This is a genomic window from Leifsonia sp. PS1209, assembly GCF_012317045.1.
Taxonomy (GTDB): Bacteria; Actinomycetota; Actinomycetes; order Actinomycetales; family Microbacteriaceae; genus Leifsonia.
The window spans coordinates 300,746-322,423 of sequence record NZ_CP051154.1 but is presented as its reverse complement, the minus strand read 5'-3'; the positions used below and the strand labels follow the sequence as shown (position 1 = coordinate 322,423).

Below are 21,678 nucleotides of genomic sequence, written 5' to 3'. Positions count from 1 at the left end.
GATGGTCACGCCACGTGGAGCGACTGGCCCCAGTTGATGAGTCCGGCGATGCTGCCGGCGACTGCAACCCCGGCGAGGCAGCTGAGCACGCCGATGATCCCAGCCTTCTGCACACGGCCGTTGCTGGAGACGTGGCCGACGACGATAAACCCGGCGGCGATCAGGCCGCCGATCACACCGAGGATGAGCACGATGGCGAACACGACGTTCGCGATCGTCTGCAAGGCCCCGACGCCGGGCCCGGAGAAGTCCGGGCTGGGGTTCGGCACCGCCGCCACGGTAATGATGCGTGCGTGGACCGTGACGAGGGCTTCGTTGAGGGTGTTCATGATTCTTGGTTCCTTTCCGTGGGATCGGTCGACGGTTCGGGTTCTTGTGCTTCGCACATTCGCCGTGCGGCGAGGTAGCCGGAGGCGGCGATGCCGAGCAGAGCGATGAAGATCAGGCCCAGCAGGCCGAGCAGGTTGAAGATCAGGTTCATGACGGTCACTCCCCGCTCGCGGAGGCTGCGCCGGTCGCGGAGGCCGGAAGGGGGACGGTGAGGATGTTCGCCTTGCCCTCTGACGGGATGTTCACGGTGAGTTCGAGTTGGTCGACTCCGGCGGGGACGTAGTAGGCGGCGGCGAACGATCGGCTCTTCTCGTTCGGGACCGTCCAAGTCGACTGTCCATGGAAGAGCCCCGCGGGCAGCCAGGGCACGCCAACGGCTTTGGCGGCGGCGGGTCCGTCGACGGTGTCGAGGACGGCGAGTTCGGGGCGGCCGTCGAACTGGGTGCCCTTAAGGGTGGTGCCGGTGACGTCCTGGAAGTCCTGGTTGCCCTGGGAGGGGATCCACTTGCCGGTCATAGTGACCTTCAGCAACAGCACTCGGGTTCCGACCGGGAAGAGCTCGGAAGGCGAGTCCGGGAGCGTGCACCGGCAGCCGTGCTTGGCCTTGAAGGTGGTGCCGGGGTAGACGTCGACCCAGACGCTGCTGACGATGCCTGATGCCGCCGGCATCGCATCCTGTGCGGACGTCGACGTCGGCGTTGGTTTGGCCGGCGCGACTGTGGTGAACGACGGGTTCCGTGTTGGCGTCGTGCCGACGCAGCCGGCGAGGGCCAGGCATGGAAGGAGGGCAACGAGTGCGATCAGCTTCTTGTTCATCTCAGTTCACCTCGGTTTCGTATGCGTCCTTCACTTAGAACTTCCGGTACGGAGCGATTTGTGGCGCGCATTTGGGAGACTCGTTTGGTCAGGGCACTTGGATGTGCTGGTGGTTGCAGGTATCGGGAAAGTCGCTGGTGAAGTTCATGAGCACACCGAGCGTCATGTGCGCACGGGACCGGCAGTCGCTTTGACCGACCGATGACCCGCGCGGCGCGAAAGGGTCCAGGGCGTGGATCAGCTGGACGGAAAGCGGGTCGGCGCCGGTTAGGGATTGGCGGTTGATCGCGTAGAAGTCGACAGCCTTGCCCTTCCAATGGGCGGACGCTGTTCCCGCTCCTGGGGTTGTGCCTGTGCAGCGCCGGTTGAGGTCGCTGACTCCGACCTGCTGGAAGGCCTGGACAGCTACGACGATCAGCTGGAGGACGTGCGCGTCGATCGTGCAATCCGGCGTCGCGGTACCGTCAGCCATGTTGATGACCTGCTGCTGGTAGCGGGGTTCGAGGAAATTCAGCTTCTTCGCCTGAATCGCACCAACCAGGACTACAGCGGCAGCGGCAGCGTCTGCCGGCACCTGACACGCACGGGCGCTCGCTCCCGTCAGTGCGGCGAGGACCTGCTCGGCGGGAGTCCAGAACGGGGCGTAGTGGTACGGGTCGGCGTTGATCTGGACCGCGTGGGCGACCAGGGTCGGCGCGAGGGCCTGCCAATCCGGGACGTGCAGCATGCGTGTGTAAAAGGCGGCGGCTGCGGTCGCCGGGTCCATCCGCTCCCCAGGGGTGCCATAGCCGGCGCCCTGCTGGAAGACACCGATCGTGGTGTTGTCCACTGCGTCGCCATGGTCCAGGTTGCGCAGGCCGGACTCCCCGATCGCGACCATCAACGCGAGCGTCTGCCCGTGCGGGGGCACGCTCATCTGCTGGCCGACAGTGATGATCGTCGCGGCGATTCTCAACTGATCAGGCCCGTACCCGTCCACGTTCTGACCCGCCTCGACCGACGGGACGGATCCGCCGCACACTCCCCCGCCGCCACCGAACCCGTTCGCCCCCATCGCGAGCACTAGCGACACCGGCACGGCGACGAGAGCGACAGGGACGACCAGCACGATGACGGCCGCGACGATCAGCAGGTTCCGAGTCGTTTTCGGATGCGTCACGGCATGAGCTGCCGCCGCGCCCGCACTGATCATGCCGCCACCTCCAACTCGAGGACGTCCCGGGCGATCATCAGCAATCGCTTGGCGGTCGCGATCCGCGCTCGCGCCGAGCCGGGATGGATGTGGAGGGTGGCGGCGATGGTGTCTGCGTCGTCGCCGATCATCTCGGCGACTTCCCGAAAACCGCCGATCTCGGGCACGCACGACACGATCACCGAACCGGTCATCGGCAGTCCCGCGTCCGCGGCCGCGAGCGCGGCGAGCACGGTTCGGGCGGTCTGGCACACCCGCTCGCGGATCGTGCGGACACTGCGCTTGGACAGGTGATGAGTTTCCGCCACGCGCTCGGCGTCACCGTTTGCCAGGCTCAGGTCGCTCATCACATGCCAGTCGGATGGGCCGACGTAGTCGGCGACCAACACCATCCAGCGGTGAGCGTCGAACCGGCGGATCATCGTCTCGAGCGGGTCGATGTCCGAGTCGGACTCGATGTTGACATCGATGGTGATTTCGTCCATCGGGCGATACTTCCGCTCGATCTCCCGAAGCACGACGTGACGGGTGATGCCGAACGCGAAAGCATGCGGAGTCCCCAGCTCCGGGTCAAAGGTGGAGCATCGGTGCCAGACCGTTTCGCGGGCCTGCTGTAAGACGGCGTCGACCTCATTCGGCCAGCCGCGCAATTGGAAGCGGACGTACGGTCGCAACGTGTCGACTTCACGGAGCAGCTCGGTGAGAAGAGCATCTGTCCGCGCGCGGACTTTGGTTCCTCCAGCCACGAGATCACAACCTTCCTTGCATGGAAGTGGCTACTGCGAAGGACCGGGTTCGAGTCGGGGACGGCTCGTCAGAACAGGGCTTTGTCAGCGCGAATTGGCGCGCAGGAGCCCCGCCTTGGATTAGGAAGGTTGGATGTTCCGAGCTGCGCCGGGGATATGAGCTTCGGGGCGGCGCTCCCGGATTCGATGGTGGAGTGGCGACTTCGACTCTGAAGTTCGGGAGTCTCAGCCACGATGCGTCTCCGCCGCCCGGACTCGCCCAGCGAGGCCAGCGTCACGGTGAAGAGGGTAAGAATCGACCGCTCCATTTGGTGCCGCACGTTACCCCCGAACAGGGGTGGCGGGTCGGCGGCTCGCCGGGGTGAACCGGGTGTTCTACTGACAACTCTCGCATTGCAGATCATTCATCGGATCGACGGGCACTAGATACCCGTCGACGAAGTCCTGAATGACCCCCGGGACAGATGGCGCTGACTCGGTTAGGCGAACACTCCGGTCTTCGTCCGCACACTCGCTTCCACCCATGCCAACACCTCCGTCCGCTTGTAGAGCACAGTGCGTGGGGTCGGCTTGTAGAAGCGCGGGCCCTTCCCGTGATACCGGAGTTGGGCGAGCGCTGCGACCGACAGCCCGGTGAGTTCAACCACCTCAGCGGGCTGAATGAATTCTCCTGTCATCTCATCTCCTCCGTTTCGACAACTCAGGAGCTTTCCAATTGTTGAAACGACCATACCAAGAAATCCGTGACTTGACAACAGAGGTGGAGATAGGCTGTCGAAATGGCAGACTTTCGATCGGAGACCAGCATCGGCGCGCGCATCAGGTTGGCGCGTCGCGAACGCGGATTTCGCACGACGAGCGACCTGGCAGATGCGATTCCCGGCGGGAACATCACCCCCGCAATCCTGGAGAACATCGAATCGGGCAGGAAGGCCGACATCAGCGTCAGCCAGCTCCTGAACATCGCGCGCGGCCTCGACGTGCCGATCAGCATGCTGCTCTCGCCCATCGGCCGGCCCGACTCCCAACTCGACCTGCAAAACCTCGGCGAGGACTTCGACGGAATGACCGCGGCCGAGTTCGATTGCTGGCTTTCAGCGACTCCATCGAGTTCGTATCGGCCACGACGGGCCGCCGAACGCGTGGACATCTCCGTCCTGAGTTCACTCCGCGAGCTCGGCACCCTTCGACGCGAGTTCGACCGCCTTCGGATCGTTCGCGATGTCGGAGCGGCGTCCGGAGACTCTGATCTCACACTCGACGCAAGCGTCGAGGCACGCCTGGAGCTGGTCGAGCTCGAGCTGGAGCGAGTGGCAGCCCTTCTCACCTCTGCGGGCATCCAAGAGGTGGCTGCGACCTAACAGGAGGGCGAAATGGGCAGCGTTCTGTCATATGAGTCTGCCGGGGGCCGACGCTATCGCGTCATGTACCGAACCCCCGACCACCGCCAGACCACGAAACGAGGATTCAAGACCAAGCGCGAAGCGGAGCTCTACCTCGCCACCGTCGAGACGAACAAGGCCCGTGGCGAGTACATCGATGCAAGCGCGGCGAGGGTGACTATCGCATCCCTCGGAGTGGAGTGGCTGGCGAACCAGACGCACCTCAAGCCTTCCTCACTCCGCCCGCTCGAGATTGCATGGCGGCTCCAGGTCGAGCCACGCTGGGGAAGAGTTCCCGTCGGCGATGTTCGGCACTCGGATGTCCAGGCATGGGTAACCTCACTAAGCGCCGGCAGGTCGGCTACGACTGTCTTGCGGGCGTTCGGTGTCCTCGCCGGAATCCTCGACATCGCCGTGAAGGACCGGCGCGTGCCTGTCAACGTAGCCCGTGGATCGCGACTGCCGCGCAAGGTCCCCCGAGCTCACCGGTACCTCACCCACCAACAGGTTCACGACCTCGCCTACGCGAGCGGCAAACACGAAGCCCTCGTTCTCCTCCTGGCTTACACTGGCCTTCGCTGGGGCGAAGTCATCGCCCTCCGCGTGCGCGACGTTGACTTCACTCGTCGCCGACTCGCCATCTCGGAGAACGCGGTAGAAGTCGGTCCTGCCACCATCGTCGGAACTCCGAAGAGCCACAAGCGTAGGTCGGTACCGTTCCCGGCGTTCCTCATCGACGCGCTGGCCGGCGCAGCTGCAGGCAAGGAGCCGAACGACCTGCTCTTTTCCGGCCGGTTCGGTGAACACATGAAGCGCGCGACACGCGGGCAACGGACGTGGTTCAAGAGCGCACTCGACCGGGCCGGCCTAGAACCGATGACCGTCCACGACCTGCGGCACACCGCCGCCAGCCTCGCCGTGAGCGCAGGAGCCAACGTGAAGGCGGTGCAGAGGATGCTCGGCCACGCCTCCGCCGCGATGACGCTGGACGTTTACGCGGACCTCTTCGACGACGACCTCGACGCAGTAGCTGAAGCTCTGGACGGCGCAGCCAGACGCTCTGTCGAACGATCGCATCTCGCCGAGCGTCCGTCCTCAGTGATGAGAAGACCAGTAAGCGCCGCCAACGTACTTAGCTAGCTTGCCCAGCCCTTTGACGCCGGCCCCTAAAACAAGGATTGCGAGCACGAGAGCGAACCACGGGTAGGCAATGACATCTGCCACGATCGCGTTCCAGATCATGACGATCGCTTCCCACTTCGCAGCGCGCCACGTATCGAGAAGCCAGCCGACATCGATCATGTCCACATTGAAGCGGTAGCCGCCGCCAATCGAGCTTTCCGACGCTCGCGATCACACAAACATGCCCCGGATGACCGACTTCCGCCAGCGTTTGTTGTCAGTTTGTTGTCAAATCGAGTGGAGCCAGTCCGGCGCCAATCGCTCGATCCCAGTGATTTACTGGGATCGAGACGCATAATCTGTGGCGGAGGGCGTGGGATTCGAACCCACGAGACATTTCTGCCCACCAGTTTTCAAGACTGGCTCCATCGGCCGCTCGGACAGCCCTCCTGGCGCCGGGGTGAACCGGCGTCGCCCGATTCTATCGGAACCGGTTGCCGCTCTCAGTCGGTGAAGGGCTTGGAGCAGGTGTACTGGTTCGCCGTCTGGCCGTGGACGTCGGACGGCAGGTCGACGGCGCCGGAGGACGACTGCGTCGGAGCGTCGCTGGTCGGCGTGCCCGGCGTTCCGGTCGCCGGCGGAGGCGTTGCGGCGGTTCCGCCGGCCGGGGTGCCCGTCGCCGGAGCGTTCGGGTCGGCCTCGGAGCCGACGCCCGTGTCGCCCGTGAGCGTGATCGGCTGATCGTTCTTCAGCGCGGTGAGCAGCGCATCCGCGGCATCGGTGGTCGGGGAGACGCCGTCGCCGTCGTAGTGGTTCGGGTACTGCACGAACACCATCTGGTTGAGGTCGATGTTCTTCAGCGCCGCCGCCATCGAGGCGATGGTGGTCACGTTGTTGAGGCTCTCCGAGAGCTCGATGTTGGTGGTCGCCGCCTTCGCCAGGCCGTAGACCTTCACCGGGTTGGAGAGGGTGTCCGAGCTCTTGATGGTGCGCACGAGCGACGAGAGGAAGACCTGCTGGTTGCTGATGCGGCCGAGGTCGGAGCCGTCGCCGACGCCGTGGCGGGTGCGGAGGAACGCAAGAGCCTGGGAGCCCTCGAGCGTGTTCTGGCCGGCCTTCACATCCAGGCCCGTGTACGGGTCGTTGATGTCGCCGGCGACACAGACGGGCACGCCGCCGACCGCGTTGGACATCTCGATCACGCCGTCGAACTCGATGACGCCCGCGTACGGGATGTCGAGGCCGGTCAGCTTCTGCACGGTGAGCACCGTGCAGGCCAGGCCGCCGTAACTGAGGGTGTTGTTGATCTTCTGCCTGCTCATCGCGTCGAAACTGCCGCCCTTGGGGTCCGGGCAGGACGGGATGGAGACGTACATGTCGCGCGGGAAGCTGATGACCGTCGCTGTCTTGTGATCCGCCGAGACGTGCAGCAGCATCGTCACGTCGTTGAGGACCTCGCCGCGGTCGCCGTATGCTGCATTGCCGCCACCGCTGTCGCTACCGGCGAGGAGCACGTTGAACGCGCCGTTCATCGCACCGACCTGCGGCACGACCTCCTTGCCCTTCGCGTCGACCAGCTTGACCGACTGCTTGAGGCCGCTCGCCACATCCCACACCGCGTATGCGGCGACGGATGCTGTGCTCACGCCGACGACGGCGAGCACGGCTGCGAGCATCCCGAGGAGGAAGCGGAACGGGTGACGCTGCTTGAGCCGACCGTGGCGTGCGATGCTCGGACCGGCCGATACTTCTTTCGCACGCGCCTGGGCGCGGGTGGGCAACTCGCTCATTCACTTCCTTCCGGGTTTTCGGGGATTCGTGCACCGAAAAGCCGGTGATCACTACCCTCCAGAGTTGCAGATCACCCTGGCAAACTTCTGGACAGCCACGCCGGAAATGCTGATCAGAGGCTGTCGAGCACGCGCGCCAGGCCGTCCTCGACGACCGGCTCGGTGACCCGGTTGGCCACCGCTTTGACCTCGTCCGGCGCCTGGCCCATGGCAACGCCGAGCCCCTCGTCCGCCGCCCAGGTGAGCATGTCGATGTCGTTCCTGCCGTCGCCGACCGCCACCACGCGCGCCCGCGGGATGCCCAGCTGCTGCCGAACGCGCTCCAGCGCCGTCGCCTTGTTGACGCCGTCCGGCGCGATGTCGAGCCATGCCGTCCAGCCGATGGCGTAGCTGACCTTGTGCAGCCCCATCCGCTCCACGATGTCGAGGAACTCGTCCTCGTCGTGCTGCGGAGAGACGACGACGACACGGGTGGCCGGATGCTCGGTCAGTTCCTCGAAGGAGACCTGCACCGCGTTCACCAGCTCCCAGTCGGTCATGCCCTCGGTGTACCGGCGGAACCCTGCAGCGTCCTCGACCATGAAGCTGCCGCTCGGCAGATACGGCCGGATGGTCTCCAGCACCTCGGTCGGGTCGAACACCTCCACGAACTCGCGGCGGTAACCGTCTTCGTGGGTTTCGTCGCGCTTCATCGTGAGCGCGCCGTTCGCGCAGACCACGTATTCGCTGGTCAAGCCGAACTTCTGGTGGATACCCCTCGCGGTCTCCCAGCTGCGGCCGGTGGCGAGCATGACCTCGTGACCGGCGTCGCGGACGCGGGCGACCGCATCCAGGACGGCGGCGCCGATCGTCTCGTCCTCGTGGATCAGCGTTCCGTCGACGTCGAGCGCGATCAGCAAACGGCCGTCGTCCTGGCGGTCGGTGGCGGTGTCAGCGGCGCTCACCGGGCGATCGGTTCCAGGACCTCGAGGCCGCCCAGGTACGGGCGGAGCGCCTCGGGCACGATCACCGAGCCGTCCTCCTGCTGGTGGGTCTCGAGGATGGCGACGATCCAGCGCGTGGTCGCCAGCGTGCCGTTCAGCGTGGCGACCGGCGTGGTCTTGCCGCTCTCCGTGCGGTAGCGGATGTCGAGGCGGCGGGCCTGGAACGTGGTGCAGTTGGAGGTGGAGGTCAGCTCGCGGTACGCATCCTGAGTGGGCACCCACGCCTCGACGTCGAACTTGCGGGCGGCGCTCGAACCCAGGTCGCCCGCCGCCGTGTCGATCACGCGGTAGCTGAGGCCGAGGGCCTGCAGCATCTCCTCCTGGTACTGCAGCAGGCGCGCGTGCTCCGCCTCCGCCTCCTCGGGGAGCGTGTAGACGAACATCTCCAGCTTGTTGAACTGGTGCACCCGGATGATGCCGCGGGTGTCCTTGCCCGCCGAGCCCGCCTCACGGCGGTAGCAGGTGGACCATCCGGCGTAGCGCAGCGGCTCCGTCACATCCAGGATCTCGTCGGAATGGTATCCGGCCAGGGCGACTTCGCTGGTGCCGGTGAGGTAGAGGTCGTCGGCCGGCAGGTAGTAGATCTCGTCCGCGTGAGCGCCGAGGAAGCCGGTGCCCTGCATGATCTCCGGCTTGACCAGCGTCGGGGTGATCATCGGGATGAATCCGGCGGCGAGCGCCTTGTCGAGCGCCATGTTCATGATGGCGAGTTCGAGGCGCGCACCGATGCCGCGCAGGTACGTGAATCGTGCGCCGGACACCTTCGCGCCGCGGGCCATGTCGATGGCGCCGAGGAGTTCGCCGAGCTCCAGGTGGTCGCGAGGCTCGAAGTCGAAGGTGGGCTTCTCGCCGACGGTCTTGACGAGCACGTAGTCGTCTTCCCCACCGGACGGGACGCCATCGATGATCGGGTTGCCGATGCGGCGGAGCACCTCATCGAAGCGCTTCTCTGCGTCGTTCGCCGCCGCCTGCGCCTCCTTGACCCTGCCGGCGAGGCTCTGCGCCTGCGCGACCAGTTCCTTCTTCTCCTCCTTGGGAGCAGCGGCCACCTTCTTGCCGAAGGCGTTCTGCTCCGCGCGCAGCTCCTCGAAGGCGGAGATGGCCGCGCGGCGCTCCTTGTCGGCCTGCAGCGCCTCGTCGACGACCTCGACGGAGTCGCCCCTGGCCTCCTGCGAACGCTTGATGACGTCGGGGTGCTCACGGAGAAGAACTGGATCGATCACGGGTTCAGCTTATCGAGGCGACGGCGCCCGGTCCGGGCGTTCCCTGTGGAAACAGGTAGCGTGAGCTTCGTGAACGATCGGCGAGCGGGGGCGGCGACGACGGCCGCCGTCGTCTACAACCCGATCAAAGTCGACATCACGCGGCTGAAGGCGGCGGTCGCGACGGCGGCGGCGAGCGCAGGGGTGCGGGACATCCTCTGGTTCGAGACGACGGCCGACGACGGCGCGGGCGCGGGCGGAGCCGGTCAGCAGCAGACCAGGGATGCGCTGGCCGCCGGAGCGACGCTCATCCTGGCCGCGGGCGGAGACGGGACGGTGCGCGCCGTCGCGGAAGCCCTCCGCGACAGGGACGCCGACCTCGCGATCGTCCCCTCCGGCACGGGAAACCTGCTCGCCCGCAACGTCGGCGTGCCGTTCGCGCGGCTCGACGACGCCTGCACCGTCGCCTTCGGCGGGGCCACCCGGCAGATCGACCTGGGCATCGCCTCCATCACGGCGAAGGACGGCGGCATCCACGAGCACGCGTTCCTGGTCATGGCCGGGCTCGGCATCGACGCCACCATGATCGCCAACACCCGCCCCCGGCTGAAACGCCGCCTCGGCTGGCTGGCATACGTGGATGCGGGCTTCCGTGCCCTCCCGAAAGCCCAGAAGGTGCGCGTGCACTACACGCTCGACGCCGGGACGACCCGCACGGCGCAGGTGAGCACGATCCTGGTGGCGAACTGCGGCAGCCTGCCGGGGAACATCGAGCTGATCCCGGATGCGTCCGTCGACGACGGCGCGCTCGACATCGCCGTGCTGCAGCCCCGCTCGCTGTTCGGCTGGCTGCTGATCTGGCGCAAGGTCAGCTGGGAGAACCGGGTGCTGCGCCGCAGCGCCGTCGGCAGGAAGATCATCCGGTTCACCGACAGGGCGATCCGCACCGAGCTGACCTACCTGCGCGGCGAATCCGTGCGGCTGACGGTCGAGCGGCCCGAGCCGTTCGAGCTCGACGGCGACGGCTTCGGCGACGTGGTCGCGGTGGGGCTGACGGTCGACCCTGGCGCGCTGCGCGTGCGGGTGCCCGCCTGAGGGTTCACGCCTCCTCGGTGAACTGCCCCGGACCCTTACGGACCCGCCGATCTACTGCGCGCGAACGCCGCCCAGGTCAACGCCCCGCACACGGCCGCCACTGTCAGATCCGCAGCGACGAGCGCGAATCCGGTGAGTTGCAGAATCGTGGTGACCATGACGATGACGACGATCTCCAGAACGATCGAGAGCGCCGAGGTCGCGAACATCCCGAGCGCGGCCCGCTCGTCGAACGGGATCACCGCGCCGGCCAGCGTGGCGATCGCGAAGATCGCGAAGAACAGCGAATACGCCTCCGCGATGCGCATCGGATCGTTGTCGATGAGCCCGGTGGCGAACATGGCCGCCGTGAAGACGGCGGTCAACGCGACACCGACGACACCGACGCGCAACCAGAGGACGGACGCGTCGCGCATCCCGATCGCACGCAGCGTCCAGTTGATGTCGCGTGAGCGCCCGATGATCAGTTCTCCCCCGGTCGCAGAGACCAGGACGAGAAACAGGAGCACGATGCCCGGATCGAGCATGTGACTCCGCGCTGCGACGACCAGCCCGGCATCGATGGCGATCATGGCGCCGAACGAGACACGCGATGTGGAGTCGCGCATCCACGTCGCCAGCTCCGTGACGACGAGCTGGCCGCCGAACGAACGCAGTGCCGGAACCCGCACGGCGACGGTGCCCGCACGCAAATAGCCTCCCGCCGGGTCCGACGAGCTCAGAGCGGCCCCGAGCACCAGCAGTAGTGTGGACAGCCCCGCCAGGGCCAGCACGGCGAGCCAGCTCTGAGGCAGCATCCCACCCCACCAGCCGGTGATGGACGCCACCAGGGAGAACCCGCGGGGACGACCACCGTCGGCCGCCCATCGGACGAGGTCGACAGCGACGAAGGACATCCCGAGCGCTGCGACGATGACTCCCCACAACCGTCGCTCGCGCGGCGGCACCCGGAGAAGTCCGAGAACGCGCTCGACAGCAAGGGTGACGACCTGGCACAGGAAGCCGAAGGCGACAGCGAGAAGCATGAGCGAGAGGAACGTCGCGACGGGAACCGCGCTGATGCCGGCCAGGAACACGAACGATCCGCTCAGCCCGAGGGCGGCAGCGACAGCGACGGCGCCGGCGATGGGGAGGAACTCGGACACGGCGCAGTACCAGCGCGAGGCACCCAACAGCCTCGCCTGCAAGGCGAGCGGGGACTCGACGGGCAGGAGCATCGTGAGGATCAAAGCAATGCCGTACGCGGGCAGCGTGAGGATGATCGGCAGCACCGGCACGATGGTCGCTGCCGCCGCCGGATCGTCGATCAGGCCGCCCAGCAGGCTGGAACTCCACACGTACACCCCGGAGTTGTAGGCGAGGAGCAGGATCGCGCCCGCCGCCAGGACGACGTTGCGCTGAACGACGCCGCCGAGTTGGGCCGTGAGGTGATTGCGCGTCGACGCGACGTGCGCGCGAGCAAGGATCGGGAGAACGGTCATCGGCGCGTCCGGATGCCGTCGAGGGTGCTGAACAGCTGCTCGGATCTCATCGCGTGCCGGTCGTCCGAATTGACGATACCCGCGAAGGTGTCGGCGAGGTCGGCAGAACCTGTCGCGCTCTCGCTGAACGCGCCCAGGAATCGGATACGTCCTCGGTCGAGAACCAGAACGTTGTCGCTGATCCGCGCCGCGACCGCAAGGTCGTGCGTCGAAATGAGAACGATGCTTCCCCGCTCGGCGGCCGCGTTCAGAACGGTGCGCATCACCACCTGCGCTTCCGGGTCGAGGCCCCGGAATGGTTCGTCGAGGATCAGGAGGCTCGGTGAGTGCAGGATGTTGGCGAGCAGCATCAGCTTGCGCTTCATCCCGTGGCTGTACTCGCGGATCATCCGGGTCTCCGAACCGGCCATGTTCGTTGCTTCGAACAGGTTCGCCACATCGCCGTCGGAGAGTTCGACCTCGCGCGCAACGGCCGAGAAGCGCAGGAACTCGCGGCCGGTGAGCAGGCTCGGCAGCGGAAGATCGTCTGCACAGAAGCCGACGTGCGTGCGCTGGACCGCTGTGAGCGGCTCACCTCGCAGCCGCACGCTTCCCTGTCGCACGGGAATGAGGCCGAGGAGCGCGTGCAGGAGGGTTGATTTGCCCGAGCCGTTCGGCCCGAGCATGGACACCATCGTGCCCGGCTCGATGTCTGCATCGATGCCGTTCAGCACGGCCGGTCGACGCCCGTAGCCCACGACCAGGTCACGGACGATCAGGCCCGGATGGTTGCTCATGTGTTTTCCTTCCGTTGGAACGCGTCCAGAAGGGCACGCCCGTCCTTGCTGAATGGGGTGAGCGCCGCAAGGTGGCTGACAAAGGGGACAGAGAAGAGCAGTGCGAGCGGGCTCGGCTCCTCGATGCAGAGCAAGGCGATTCCGATGACGATCACGCCGACGGATGCTCCGGCCGCCGGCCCGCACATCGTGATGAGCGCATCCCTGCGCGGGGCGAAACGCGGTCGCCTGATCTCGGCGGAGAACCAGTCGCCGTGCGCTTCGACGCGGTCGGTCCCGCTTCGCGAGTGGAGCAGCCTGATCGACCGTATGGCGGGTAGCGCATGACCGTACTCGTGCACGAGGATCGACAGAGGAAAGAGCACGATCGACGCGAAACCGCTGTACGCCACGGGCGGTCCGAACATCGCGCCGAGGAGCACGATGCCCGGTCCGCCCACGATGGCCAGCGTCGCCAGGCAGAGCAGACTGAACCGCCACGACGCGCTGACCGCGAGCCGGAACGCCCGCGGCTGAACCATCACGGCTGAGCCATCATCGACGACGTCGAAGTGCCCAGATCGCGACACCGATCGATGCCCCCACCACGGCACACACCAACGCGGGAACGACAAGACCGTCCCCCGACTCTGCGCGCACGGTGCCATCGACCACGGCGACGTCGATCACCAGCGGCACGTGTGCCGACGCCTGGGAGTCGACAGCGTTGAAGATCGCCCAGCCGACCGCGATCGCGGTGCCGACGGCACCCACGACGAGCCCGGTCACCAGACCGATCGCACCAGCCACGAGGGCGCCGCGCTTGGTGGACGACGGCGCGGAACTCAGCTGATCACCGAGAACTGTCATTTCTTGCAGGCGACCTTCACTTCGAACCAGCTGGTGTGGACGTACCACTCGAAATTCATGCCCTTCTGCGAGCAGAAGATGAGAACGGCGATGCTGATGGCAGCAGCGAGCAACGCGAGCACGGCGACAAGGACGATGAACGCCACGACCGGCGCCACCCCGTTCGCTACGCCACCGGCGCGCCGTTCAGCGAGCGCTGCCCGCCGCGACGCCAGCGCGCCCAGCGGATCGCTCGTCGCAACGCGCGAGGCCAGTTCGAGGACCGCCTCTCGCCTTCTGGAGAGGGAGACCTGCTGGCGGTCGAGAGTGATTGACATCGGAACTCCTTTGAATCCAAACGCCAGATGATACATTTTGTATCTGGAACCTGGCCTTTCAAAGAAGGTACGGTCTGCCCGCGTCCGCTGCAATGTTGTTATTGCATCTATAAGGAACGCGGGGGCCGCCTCACCAGGAGGCGACTCGAGCCGATCAGTCCGACTGTTCCGGTCCGTGCGTCGCCTCAGCGACAGGCTCAAGCGCAGGCCGCCCGGAGAGCAGGGTCAGCGCGAGCAACACCACCAGGGTCGCGAGGCCGACCGTGATCAGCGGGCCGGCGAGCATCCAGCCCAGCTGGCTGAAGACGAGGCCGGTGACATCGGCGCCCGACGTGGGGTTGGTGTACGAGGTGAAGACCGACATCACGTAGAGCAGGATGCCGAGCGCCACCAGGCCGCCGCCGACCAGCCAGAGGGTGAGGACGGCGCGGTTGCGGCGGGGGGAGAAGTCGACCGTGGCGAGGACGCCGCCGCGGGCGGGATACGCGAGGGCTGGAGCGGCGGTGAGGGCGGGGGCCGCGGCCGGAGTGGGGGCCGCGCCGGTCGGGGGCGCGTATGGCTCCGCCTCCGCCTCCACCTCCGCCTCCACGACGTCGTACTCAGCGTCCGCGGAAGGTTCGGCCCGATCGGCCCGATCCGCCCGCTCCACCGGGTCGACCGCCCGCGGTGCAGGGCGCTGGAACGCGGCGGTCGCAGCCGCATCCCGCATCCTGGTCGTGGGTCGCTCCCCTGGCTTGGGCTGGTACCCGCGCTGGAAGGCCGGGTCGTAGCGCGGGTCGAAATCGCCGCGGTCGGCGGTCTCGCGGTTCGCTTCGTCCACGGCCATCGTGTGCTCCTCGCTCGGGACTCGGAACGGTTCTGGCTCGCAGCCTACCCCTGGTGGCCCGCGCCGGCGCCGGCGTCGGTGTCCCTGGGCGCCGTGAGCGACGCCAGCCAGTCGCGCGCCTCGGTGAACACCTCGTCGCGGTATCGGCGGTCGTAGTCGACGGAGACCTTGTCGGCACGCGGGTACGAGCCGAGGAAGATCACGGCCGGGCTGAACCTGCGCAGGCCGAGCAGCGCATCCGCCACCCGCTCGTCGTGGATGTGTCCGTCGGCGTCGATCACGAAGCGGTAGCGGCCGAGGGCGTCGCCGATCGGCCGCGACTCGATGAGGCTCAGGTTGATGCCCCTGGTGGAGAACTGTTCGAGCAGGTCGAGCAGGGAGCCCGGGCGGTCGTCGGGGAGTTCGGCGATGAGGCTGGTCTTGTCCGCGCCGGTCGGGGCCGGGACGCTGCGCTCCGTGCTGACGAGGACGAACCGGGTGACCGCGTTCGGGTTGTCTCCGATGTTCTCGGCGAGCACCTCGACGTCGTGGTGGTCGACGATGCCGGGGGGCGCGATGGCCGCGTCCGCCGTGCTGCCCTCGAAGAGGGAGGCGGCCGCGGCGACGTTGCTGGACGCCGGCAGGTGACCGTGCTCCGGCAGGTGCTCGTCGAGCCACAGGTGGCACTGCGCGTACGCCACGGGATGCGCGTTGATCGTCTTCACGTCGGCGAGCGTCGTTCCCGGGCGGGCCACGAGCACGAAGTTGACCGGGACGAGGTATTCGCCGACGATGCGGAGGCCGGGCACGGTGGCCAGCGCATCCTGAGCGACGGAGACGCCGCCCTCGATCGAGTTCTCGATCGCGATCATCGCTGCGACGCTGCGGCCGGAGACCACGTCCGCGAGCGCCTCCCCCACGTTGTTGACCGAGCGCCAGTGCTTGCCGCGCGCTTCGGGGACCTGCGCGAGCGCCGCCTCGGTGAACGTGCCGGACGGGCCCAGGAAGCTGTAGACCTCGTCGACGGACGCGGGCAGTTCGGCGGTGGGCTCGGCGGCTTCAGGCATGGCGATCAGCTTAGCCAACCCCCTCTGCACAGGATGAAGTTCTCCACAACCTGACGTAACCCTCTGGCGCGGCGCATCCCGAGTGGAAGTATGGAGCCATGAACGAACGAGCCGGCACCCCAGCCCAAGCCTCCGACCTGGTCGACATCGACGCTCTGCGGCGCGCGTACTACGACCTCAAGCCGGATGTGAGCATCCCGGAGCAGAGAGTGGTGTTCGGCACGTCCGGTCACCGCGGCAGTTCGCTGAACACGGCGTTCAACGAGAACCACATCGCCGCCACCACGCAGGCGATCGTGGAGTACCGGGCGTCGCAGGGCATCACCGGACCGCTATTCCTCGGCGCGGACACGCACGCGCTGAGCGAGTACGCGATGACCACCGCTCTCGCGGTCCTGGTCGGCAACGAGGTGCGCGTGCTGGTCGACGAGTTCGACGACTGGGTGCCCACGCCCGCCCTGTCGCACGCGATCCTGCGCTACAACCGCGCCGGTCACGACGACCAGGCAGACGGCATCGTGGTCACCCCGAGCCACAACCCGCCGGCCGACGGCGGCTTCAAGTACAACCCGCCGCACGGCGGCCCGGCAGACACAGACGCCACGAGCTGGATCGCCAACCGCGCCAACGAGCTGATCGCCGACGACCTCCGCGGCGTCCGGATGAGCGAGCCGAGCGCGGTGGAGACGTACGACTTCCGCGGAACGTACGTCGACGACCTCGAGAACATCATCGACGTGAAGGCCATCCGCGACAGCGGCATCCACATCGGCGCAGACCCGCTCGGCGGCGCGAGCGTCAACTACTGGGCAGCCATCGCGGAACGGTACGGCCTCGACCTCACGGTCGTGAACCCCACGGTCGACCCCACCTGGAGCTTCATGACGCTCGACTGGGACTCCAAGATCAGGATGGACCCGTCCAGCCCGTCGGCGATGGCGTCGGTGCTCGCGCACAAAGACGACTACGACATCCTCACCGGCAACGACGCCGACGCCGACCGGCACGGCATCGTCACGCCGGACGGCGGCCTGATGAACCCCAACCACTACCTCGCGGTGGCCATCGACTATCTCTATCGCACGCGTACCGAGTGGCGGAAAGACGCAGCGGTCGGAAAGACCCTCGTCTCCTCCTCCATCATCGACAAGGTGGCTGAGTCGCTCGGCCGCCGGCTGTGGGAGGTGCCGGTGGGCTTCAAGTGGTTCGTGCCCGGCCTCATCGACGGCTCGGTCGGCTTCGGCGGAGAGGAGAGCGCGGGAGCGAGCTTCCTCCGCTTCGACGGCTCGGTCTGGACCACGGACAAAGACGGCATCCTCCTCGCGCTGCTCGCCAGCGAGATCCGCGCGGTGACCGGCAAGACCCCCTCCCAGCTCTACGCGGAGCTCACCGAGAAGTTCGGCGACCCCGTCTACGAACGAGTGGATGCTCCAGCCAGCCCCGCCGAGAAGTCCGCCCTCTCCAAGCTCGACGGCGAAGCCATCACGGCCACCGAGCTGGCGGGCGAGCCGATCACGGCCAAGCTCAGCCGCGCCCCCGGCAACGATGCAGCCCTCGGTGGCGTCAAGGTCGAGACGGCGACGGCCTGGTTCGCCGCGCGGCCGAGCGGCACCGAGAACGTCTACAAGATCTACGCCGAGTCGTTCGCCGGCTCCGACAACCTGCGCGAGGTGCAGGAGGAAGCGAAGCGGATCGTCGGCGACGCGCTGGCGGGAGCGTAGCGGCGGGACTGCTTCGCCGGGTGGTGTTTCCGGGCCGTCGCCCAGCTGGCGGCGGCCCGTCATAATTGACGATTCTTCAACTCACTGAGGTCGAGAGCCGCGTTCTCCAGGGCTCTCGTACCCGAGTTGGAGTCCCGAAATGCTTCCCTTGCTGTTCCAGCGCGCGAACCGACGGTCGCGCGTTTCCTTTGCTCGCACCACCGCGGCGCTGGCGGCCGTCGCCGCCGCCCTCGGTGCGACGGCGCTCGTGCTCGCACCCGCTCAGGCCGCTTCGGCCACGCCGGTGGATGCAGTCACCGCCGTGACCATCCAGGCGCCGGATCCCGCGCATCCGGACACCCCGTTGACCGTGGGTCAGCGGTTCCGCGTCGACGCTCAGTGGGCGTTGCCGTCCGGCGCGCAGCCGGGCGACACCTTCACGCTCTCGTTCCCGTCGCCGGTGAGCGGCTATTCGTCGCAGTTCGAACTGCGGGACTCGACCGGCGCGGACGTCGGCAGCTGCGCGGTCGTCTCGACGAGCGTCACCTGCACCGTCGGCCCGTACGCCGCCACCCACTCCGGCATCGCCGGTTCGCTCTACTTCTACGCGACCGCTGCGTCGGCCGCGACCGGCGACGTGCTGTTCAGTGCTGGGTCGACGGCGACGATCACGGTCCCGCTGCCGGGCGGCGGCATCCAGCCGGGCACCGGGGGCGGCGGCTGGCCGGCGCCGACGACGCTGACGAAGGGCGGCTGGCAGAACGCCGACGGCACGCTCGGCTGGAACGTCAGCGTGCCGGGCGCCCTCCTCGCGAACGGAGGATCGGAGGTCGAGCTGACGGATACCTACGACAGCCGCCTCACGCTGCACCCCGGCTCGCTCGAGGTGTACCGGGTGCCGATCGCCGGCTGGAACAACGGCGACTGGGGCGCTTCGGCGACCAGGCTCGCCGAAGGTACCGGCGCAGGCACCTTCTCGTTCACGCCCGCAGCCGCGTCGTTCGCCCTGACCGTGCACCAGCCGGACCCGGCCAGTGTCTACTCCATCTACTACCGGCTCGACGTCCCGGCCGGCATCCCCGACGGCACGGTCTTCGCGAACACCGCAAGCGGCCGCAGCCTCGGCGACGCGCAGGCGTCGGTCGACTACGTCACAGCGGGCGGCGCAGCATCCGGGATCACCCTCCGCAGCATCGCGGTCACCAAGCAGGTCACCGGCGACGGCGGCGCACCCTCCGGCACCTTCCCTGTGACGGTGACCTGCACGTCCGGCGGCTCCCCCGTCAGCGGATACCCGGCGACAGCCGCGATCGCCGCCGGCCAGACGAAGACGTTCCCCGGCATCCCGGTGGGCGCGCAGTGCACGGTCACCGAGACGGACAGCCGCGGCGCCACCTCGGTCGCATACGCCCCCACGGGCGACATCGCGGTGACGCAGGACTCCCCGACGACGATCCCCGTGACGATCACGAACGACTACGCCGCCGTGCCGCCGACCTCGACGCCGACGCCCACGCCGACGCCGACGGCGGTCGTGCCGCCGACGACCCCGGCGTCCCCGGCGTCCGGCGCGGCGCCTGTGGCAGGGAGCCCCGCATCCCCGAGCGGCACTCTCGCGCACACCGGAAGCGACACGACCGGGGCCGGGATGCTCGGGATCGCGGCAGCAATGGCCGTCGCCGCCGGGCTCGGGATGCTCGTCCTCCGTCGCGTCCGCCGCCCGGCCACCCGCCGCTGAGGCCCTGAGCCGCGGGGCGGCTGGTCCCCATCCCAGCCGTCCCGCGCCGCGTGGTGTGGTGGTGTGGCGCAGCGGGCACTCCGCTGAGGCCGCTCGTTGCGGCGACTGCCGGTCAGTCGGCCGCGTGAGCCTCCGCCGCCGGTCCGACGCGCCCGTCGCCCGCGTACCTCACCTCTCCGAGGAAGTAGCCGTGCAGCGGCAGCCACAGGTGCCGATCCGACCAGCGGCCGTCGGCGTCGAGCGCGGCGGCGGTCCAGCCGGTGCCGCCCCACACTCGCAGTTCGATGTCGGCGCCGGGGATGCCCGTCGCGGTGGCCGTGACGGCAGGACCGTGGTCGGGCCACCAGGAGCAATCGACCGAGAGCGCGGGCGCGACCAGCTGCACATCGACCGTCGACGATGCCGACTGTCGACGGGCCTGGTCCGTCTGCCTGACCGTGAGGGTGCTCGTGCCTGCGGCGAGACCGGTGACCGGTGGTGATGTCCACGCGCCGGTCGCATCGGCGGCGAGGCTGACCGGACCCACCCCACCCGGCCCGGAGATCGCCACGGTTGCTCCCGGCTGGGCCGTGCCGCTGAGGATCGGGAAGTACCGTCCGTCCGCCGTGTCCACTGCGGTGACGACCGGAGCAGCGGGTGTCCGGTCGATCGTGACGTTCAGCGACGCGGCGGCCGACGTGCCCTGCGCCGTCTTCTGCACGAAGGTCAGAGCGTGCCGCCCATCGGAGTATGCCGCGAGAGGAATACGGATCGTCCACGAACCCGTGGCATCCGCCGGGAAGGTGGAGAAGACGCTGCGGTCGACGGCGGCGGTCACCGATGAGCCGGGCACGGCGGTGCCCGAGACCGTGATGACGTCGGCGTCGGTGAGCACCGGAGCGCTGGGGGACGGCGACAGGATCACCGGCGCATCCGGCACGGGAGTGGCAGGCGTCGTCGGCGAGGTCGTCGGGGTGGGGGTTGGGGTCGGCTTCGGCTTTGCGGGCGCGGTCGGAACGCTCGCGGGTCGCGGCTGTCCTCCGGCCTGCGGCGTAGAAGCTGCGACCCCCGGTGTGGCCGCCTGGTCCACCGCGGGAGGGACGACGGGAGCAATCGTGGGCGCAGGCGCGACCGGGCGTGCGGGTGGCGCCGGCACCGCCGCCGTCGCGGGCGGCACATCGGGCTGGGAGGGACCGGACGCCGCCGCGACCTCCTGGTCGCTCGGCGTCGAGGAGATCGTCGAAGTGAGCGCGAAGCCTGCCACCGCCACCGCACAGAGCACGAGGCCCGCTCCGACGAGCACGGGAAGACCGGATGCGGTCCCCGCGCTGGCCGCGCCGGCGGTGTTTGCGCTACCAGCACTACTGGCACCCCCCAGCGTCGCCGCCGTCGCCGCCGAGGCGGCACCGACGCCGCCGCCCGTGGAGAGCCACGCCGTGTACGCGATGGCTCCGCCGATCCCGGCGGTCAGGGGCAGGAGGATGAGGCCGACCTGACGGCTGGCGTCTGTGGCTTCGGCTGCCGCGAGGCTGCACTCGGCGCACGTGTCGAGGTGCGCGTCGATGCGGGTGCGCGTGCGCTTCTGCGCCTTGCCGCGGAGGTATGCACCGAGGTGGTCGATGGTCCAGCGGCACTCGGAGTCGGCGGGGACCGAAGCGAGGTGGGCCTGGATCCAGGCCTGGCGGAGGCCCTCGCGGGCGCGGTATGCGAGCGCGGCGGCCGAGTTCGCGCTCAGGCCGAGAAGCGGGGCGAGTTCTCTCGGCGCCAGCCCCTCGACCTCGGTGTACCAGAGCACCTCTTGCCATTCTGGGGAGAGGGTTCGGAACGCGGACATCGCGAGCGTGCCGTTGAGCGCATCCAATTGGGCTTCCTCGCTGAAGCGGGGGTCCTCGATGAGGTCGGCGTCGTCGACCGCCACCTCGCGGCGCGCGCGTCCCCAACCCGCTGCCGTGTTCCTGATCGTCGTGAACAGGTACGGCCGGAAGCCCGACGTCGGGCCGCCGCCCGCTGCGATCGTCTTGAAGATGCGGGCGAAGGACTCGGAGACGAGGTCGTCCGCGTCGAGTGTCGGGCTGTGCGAGCGCGCGACCGCGAGACCCGCCGACGCGTGGCGTCGCCACAGCTCGGCATACGCGTCGCGATTGCCAGAACGGCTGAGCTCGACGAGTTCGCCGTCAGAACGGGTAGAGAGGGCTCGTCGGGCGCTGAAGAGCGCTTTCGGCATGGTTTCGACCTCCGGGAACAGGTGACGACCGACCGGATGCCCCTTCGGGAGGACACCTGGTCTTAACCGAGAGAGAGTCCCCAG

Annotated in this window: 23 protein-coding genes and 1 tRNA gene; 5 read left to right on the top strand and 19 right to left on the bottom strand. The window is 68.0% G+C overall.

Annotated features, from left to right (window positions below; all coding sequences use genetic code 11):
* Nucleotides 1–5: 5 nt before the first annotated feature.
* From HF024_RS01640 to HF024_RS01610, 6 genes are all read right to left on the bottom strand, one after another.
* The gene (locus HF024_RS01640; RefSeq protein ID WP_021763920.1) at nt 6–329 is read right to left on the bottom strand and encodes a hypothetical protein; all 324 of its coding nucleotides are present in this window, start codon (nt 327–329) and stop codon (nt 6–8) included.
* Nucleotides 326–481: a hypothetical protein gene (locus tag HF024_RS01635; RefSeq protein WP_210724000.1), complete on the bottom strand. Its 156-nt coding sequence runs from the start codon at nt 479–481 to the stop codon at nt 326–328. The genes HF024_RS01640 and HF024_RS01635 overlap by 4 nt, the downstream gene beginning before the upstream one ends.
* A gap of 5 nt (nt 482–486) precedes the next feature.
* Nucleotides 487–1,146: a hypothetical protein gene (locus HF024_RS01630; protein ID WP_168688422.1), complete on the bottom strand. Its 660-nt coding sequence runs from the start codon at nt 1,144–1,146 to the stop codon at nt 487–489.
* Nucleotides 1,147–1,234: 88 nt separating this feature from the next.
* The gene (locus HF024_RS01625) at nt 1,235–2,338 is read right to left on the bottom strand and encodes a hypothetical protein (protein WP_168688421.1); all 1,104 of its coding nucleotides are present in this window, start codon (nt 2,336–2,338) and stop codon (nt 1,235–1,237) included.
* The gene (locus tag HF024_RS01620; protein ID WP_168688420.1) at nt 2,335–3,084 is read right to left on the bottom strand and encodes a sigma-70 family RNA polymerase sigma factor; all 750 of its coding nucleotides are present in this window, start codon (nt 3,082–3,084) and stop codon (nt 2,335–2,337) included. The genes HF024_RS01625 and HF024_RS01620 overlap by 4 nt, the downstream gene beginning before the upstream one ends.
* A 479-nt stretch (nt 3,085–3,563) precedes the next feature.
* Nucleotides 3,564–3,761 carry a hypothetical protein gene (locus HF024_RS01610; protein ID WP_168688419.1) on the bottom strand — a complete coding sequence of 66 codons (198 nt, stop codon included), beginning with the start codon at nt 3,759–3,761 and terminating at the stop codon, nt 3,564–3,566.
* A gap of 102 nt (nt 3,762–3,863) precedes the next feature.
* Between HF024_RS01610 and HF024_RS01605 the strand changes: the two genes are divergently transcribed.
* Entirely contained in the window at nt 3,864–4,445 is a 582-nt protein-coding gene (locus HF024_RS01605) for a helix-turn-helix transcriptional regulator (RefSeq protein ID WP_021763917.1), read from the top strand.
* A gap of 12 nt (nt 4,446–4,457) precedes the next feature.
* Nucleotides 4,458–5,606: a site-specific integrase gene (locus HF024_RS01600; protein WP_051337012.1), complete on the top strand. Its 1,149-nt coding sequence runs from the start codon at nt 4,458–4,460 to the stop codon at nt 5,604–5,606.
* Here the strand turns inward: HF024_RS01600 and HF024_RS01595 are convergent.
* From HF024_RS01595 to serS, 5 genes are all read right to left on the bottom strand, one after another.
* Complete coding sequence (locus HF024_RS01595; RefSeq protein WP_155829060.1) at nt 5,562–5,768, bottom strand: hypothetical protein; 207 nt, start codon at nt 5,766–5,768, stop codon at nt 5,562–5,564. The genes HF024_RS01600 and HF024_RS01595 overlap by 45 nt on opposite strands.
* A 182-nt stretch (nt 5,769–5,950) precedes the next feature.
* Nucleotides 5,951–6,038, bottom strand: a tRNA-Ser gene (locus tag HF024_RS01590).
* A 53-nt stretch (nt 6,039–6,091) separates the two neighbouring features.
* Entirely contained in the window at nt 6,092–7,378 is a 1,287-nt protein-coding gene (locus HF024_RS01585; RefSeq protein WP_168688418.1) for an LCP family protein, read from the bottom strand.
* 113 nt (nt 7,379–7,491) lie between these two features.
* Nucleotides 7,492–8,322, bottom strand: a complete 831-nt coding sequence (locus HF024_RS01580) for an HAD family hydrolase (RefSeq protein WP_085369624.1) — start codon at nt 8,320–8,322, stop codon at nt 7,492–7,494.
* Complete coding sequence (serS, locus tag HF024_RS01575) at nt 8,319–9,584, bottom strand: serine--tRNA ligase (protein ID WP_168688417.1); 1,266 nt, start codon at nt 9,582–9,584, stop codon at nt 8,319–8,321. The genes HF024_RS01580 and serS overlap by 4 nt, the downstream gene beginning before the upstream one ends.
* A 69-nt stretch (nt 9,585–9,653) precedes the next feature.
* Between serS and HF024_RS01570 the strand changes: the two genes are divergently transcribed.
* Nucleotides 9,654–10,658, top strand: coding sequence for a diacylglycerol kinase family protein (locus HF024_RS01570; RefSeq protein WP_168688416.1), 1,005 nt, complete (start codon nt 9,654–9,656; stop codon nt 10,656–10,658).
* 35 nt (nt 10,659–10,693) lie between these two features.
* On the opposite strand, the gene HF024_RS01565 is transcribed toward HF024_RS01570, so the two are convergent.
* The 7 genes from HF024_RS01565 to pheA form a co-directional block, all read right to left on the bottom strand.
* On the bottom strand, nt 10,694–12,139 hold the full coding sequence (locus HF024_RS01565; RefSeq protein ID WP_168688415.1) for a hypothetical protein: 1,446 nt from the start codon (nt 12,137–12,139) through the stop codon (nt 10,694–10,696).
* Complete coding sequence (locus HF024_RS01560; protein ID WP_210723999.1) at nt 12,136–12,915, bottom strand: ABC transporter ATP-binding protein; 780 nt, start codon at nt 12,913–12,915, stop codon at nt 12,136–12,138. Before HF024_RS01560 ends, HF024_RS01565 begins: the two co-directional genes overlap by 4 nt.
* A complete protein-coding gene (locus tag HF024_RS01555; protein WP_168688413.1) occupies nt 12,912–13,439 on the bottom strand; it encodes a hypothetical protein in 528 nt (175 codons plus the stop codon). Before HF024_RS01555 ends, HF024_RS01560 begins: the two co-directional genes overlap by 4 nt.
* Before the next feature lie 10 nt (nt 13,440–13,449).
* On the bottom strand, nt 13,450–13,764 hold the full coding sequence (locus HF024_RS01550; RefSeq protein WP_168688412.1) for a hypothetical protein: 315 nt from the start codon (nt 13,762–13,764) through the stop codon (nt 13,450–13,452).
* Nucleotides 13,761–14,081, bottom strand: coding sequence for a hypothetical protein (locus HF024_RS01545; protein WP_168688411.1), 321 nt, complete (start codon nt 14,079–14,081; stop codon nt 13,761–13,763). Before HF024_RS01545 ends, HF024_RS01550 begins: the two co-directional genes overlap by 4 nt.
* A gap of 154 nt (nt 14,082–14,235) precedes the next feature.
* Nucleotides 14,236–14,907 (bottom strand): hypothetical protein, encoded by a 672-nt coding sequence (locus tag HF024_RS01540; RefSeq protein ID WP_168688410.1) that lies wholly within the window; start codon nt 14,905–14,907, stop codon nt 14,236–14,238.
* Between the two features lie 44 nt (nt 14,908–14,951).
* The gene (pheA, locus tag HF024_RS01535) at nt 14,952–15,953 is read right to left on the bottom strand and encodes a prephenate dehydratase (RefSeq protein ID WP_210723998.1); all 1,002 of its coding nucleotides are present in this window, start codon (nt 15,951–15,953) and stop codon (nt 14,952–14,954) included.
* Between the two features lie 98 nt (nt 15,954–16,051).
* On the opposite strand from pheA, the gene pgm reads away from it, so the two are divergent.
* Together pgm and HF024_RS01525 are read left to right on the top strand one after the other, a co-directional pair.
* A complete protein-coding gene (gene pgm, locus HF024_RS01530; RefSeq protein WP_085369637.1) occupies nt 16,052–17,674 on the top strand; it encodes a phosphoglucomutase (alpha-D-glucose-1,6-bisphosphate-dependent) in 1,623 nt (540 codons plus the stop codon).
* A gap of 139 nt (nt 17,675–17,813) precedes the next feature.
* Nucleotides 17,814–19,391 carry a DUF5979 domain-containing protein gene (locus tag HF024_RS01525; RefSeq protein WP_168688409.1) on the top strand — a complete coding sequence of 526 codons (1,578 nt, stop codon included), beginning with the start codon at nt 17,814–17,816 and terminating at the stop codon, nt 19,389–19,391.
* A 112-nt stretch (nt 19,392–19,503) separates the two neighbouring features.
* On the opposite strand, the gene HF024_RS01520 is transcribed toward HF024_RS01525, so the two are convergent.
* Nucleotides 19,504–21,594, bottom strand: a complete 2,091-nt coding sequence (locus HF024_RS01520) for a sigma-70 family RNA polymerase sigma factor (RefSeq protein ID WP_168688408.1) — start codon at nt 21,592–21,594, stop codon at nt 19,504–19,506.
* Between the last annotated feature and the right edge of the window lie 84 nt (nt 21,595–21,678).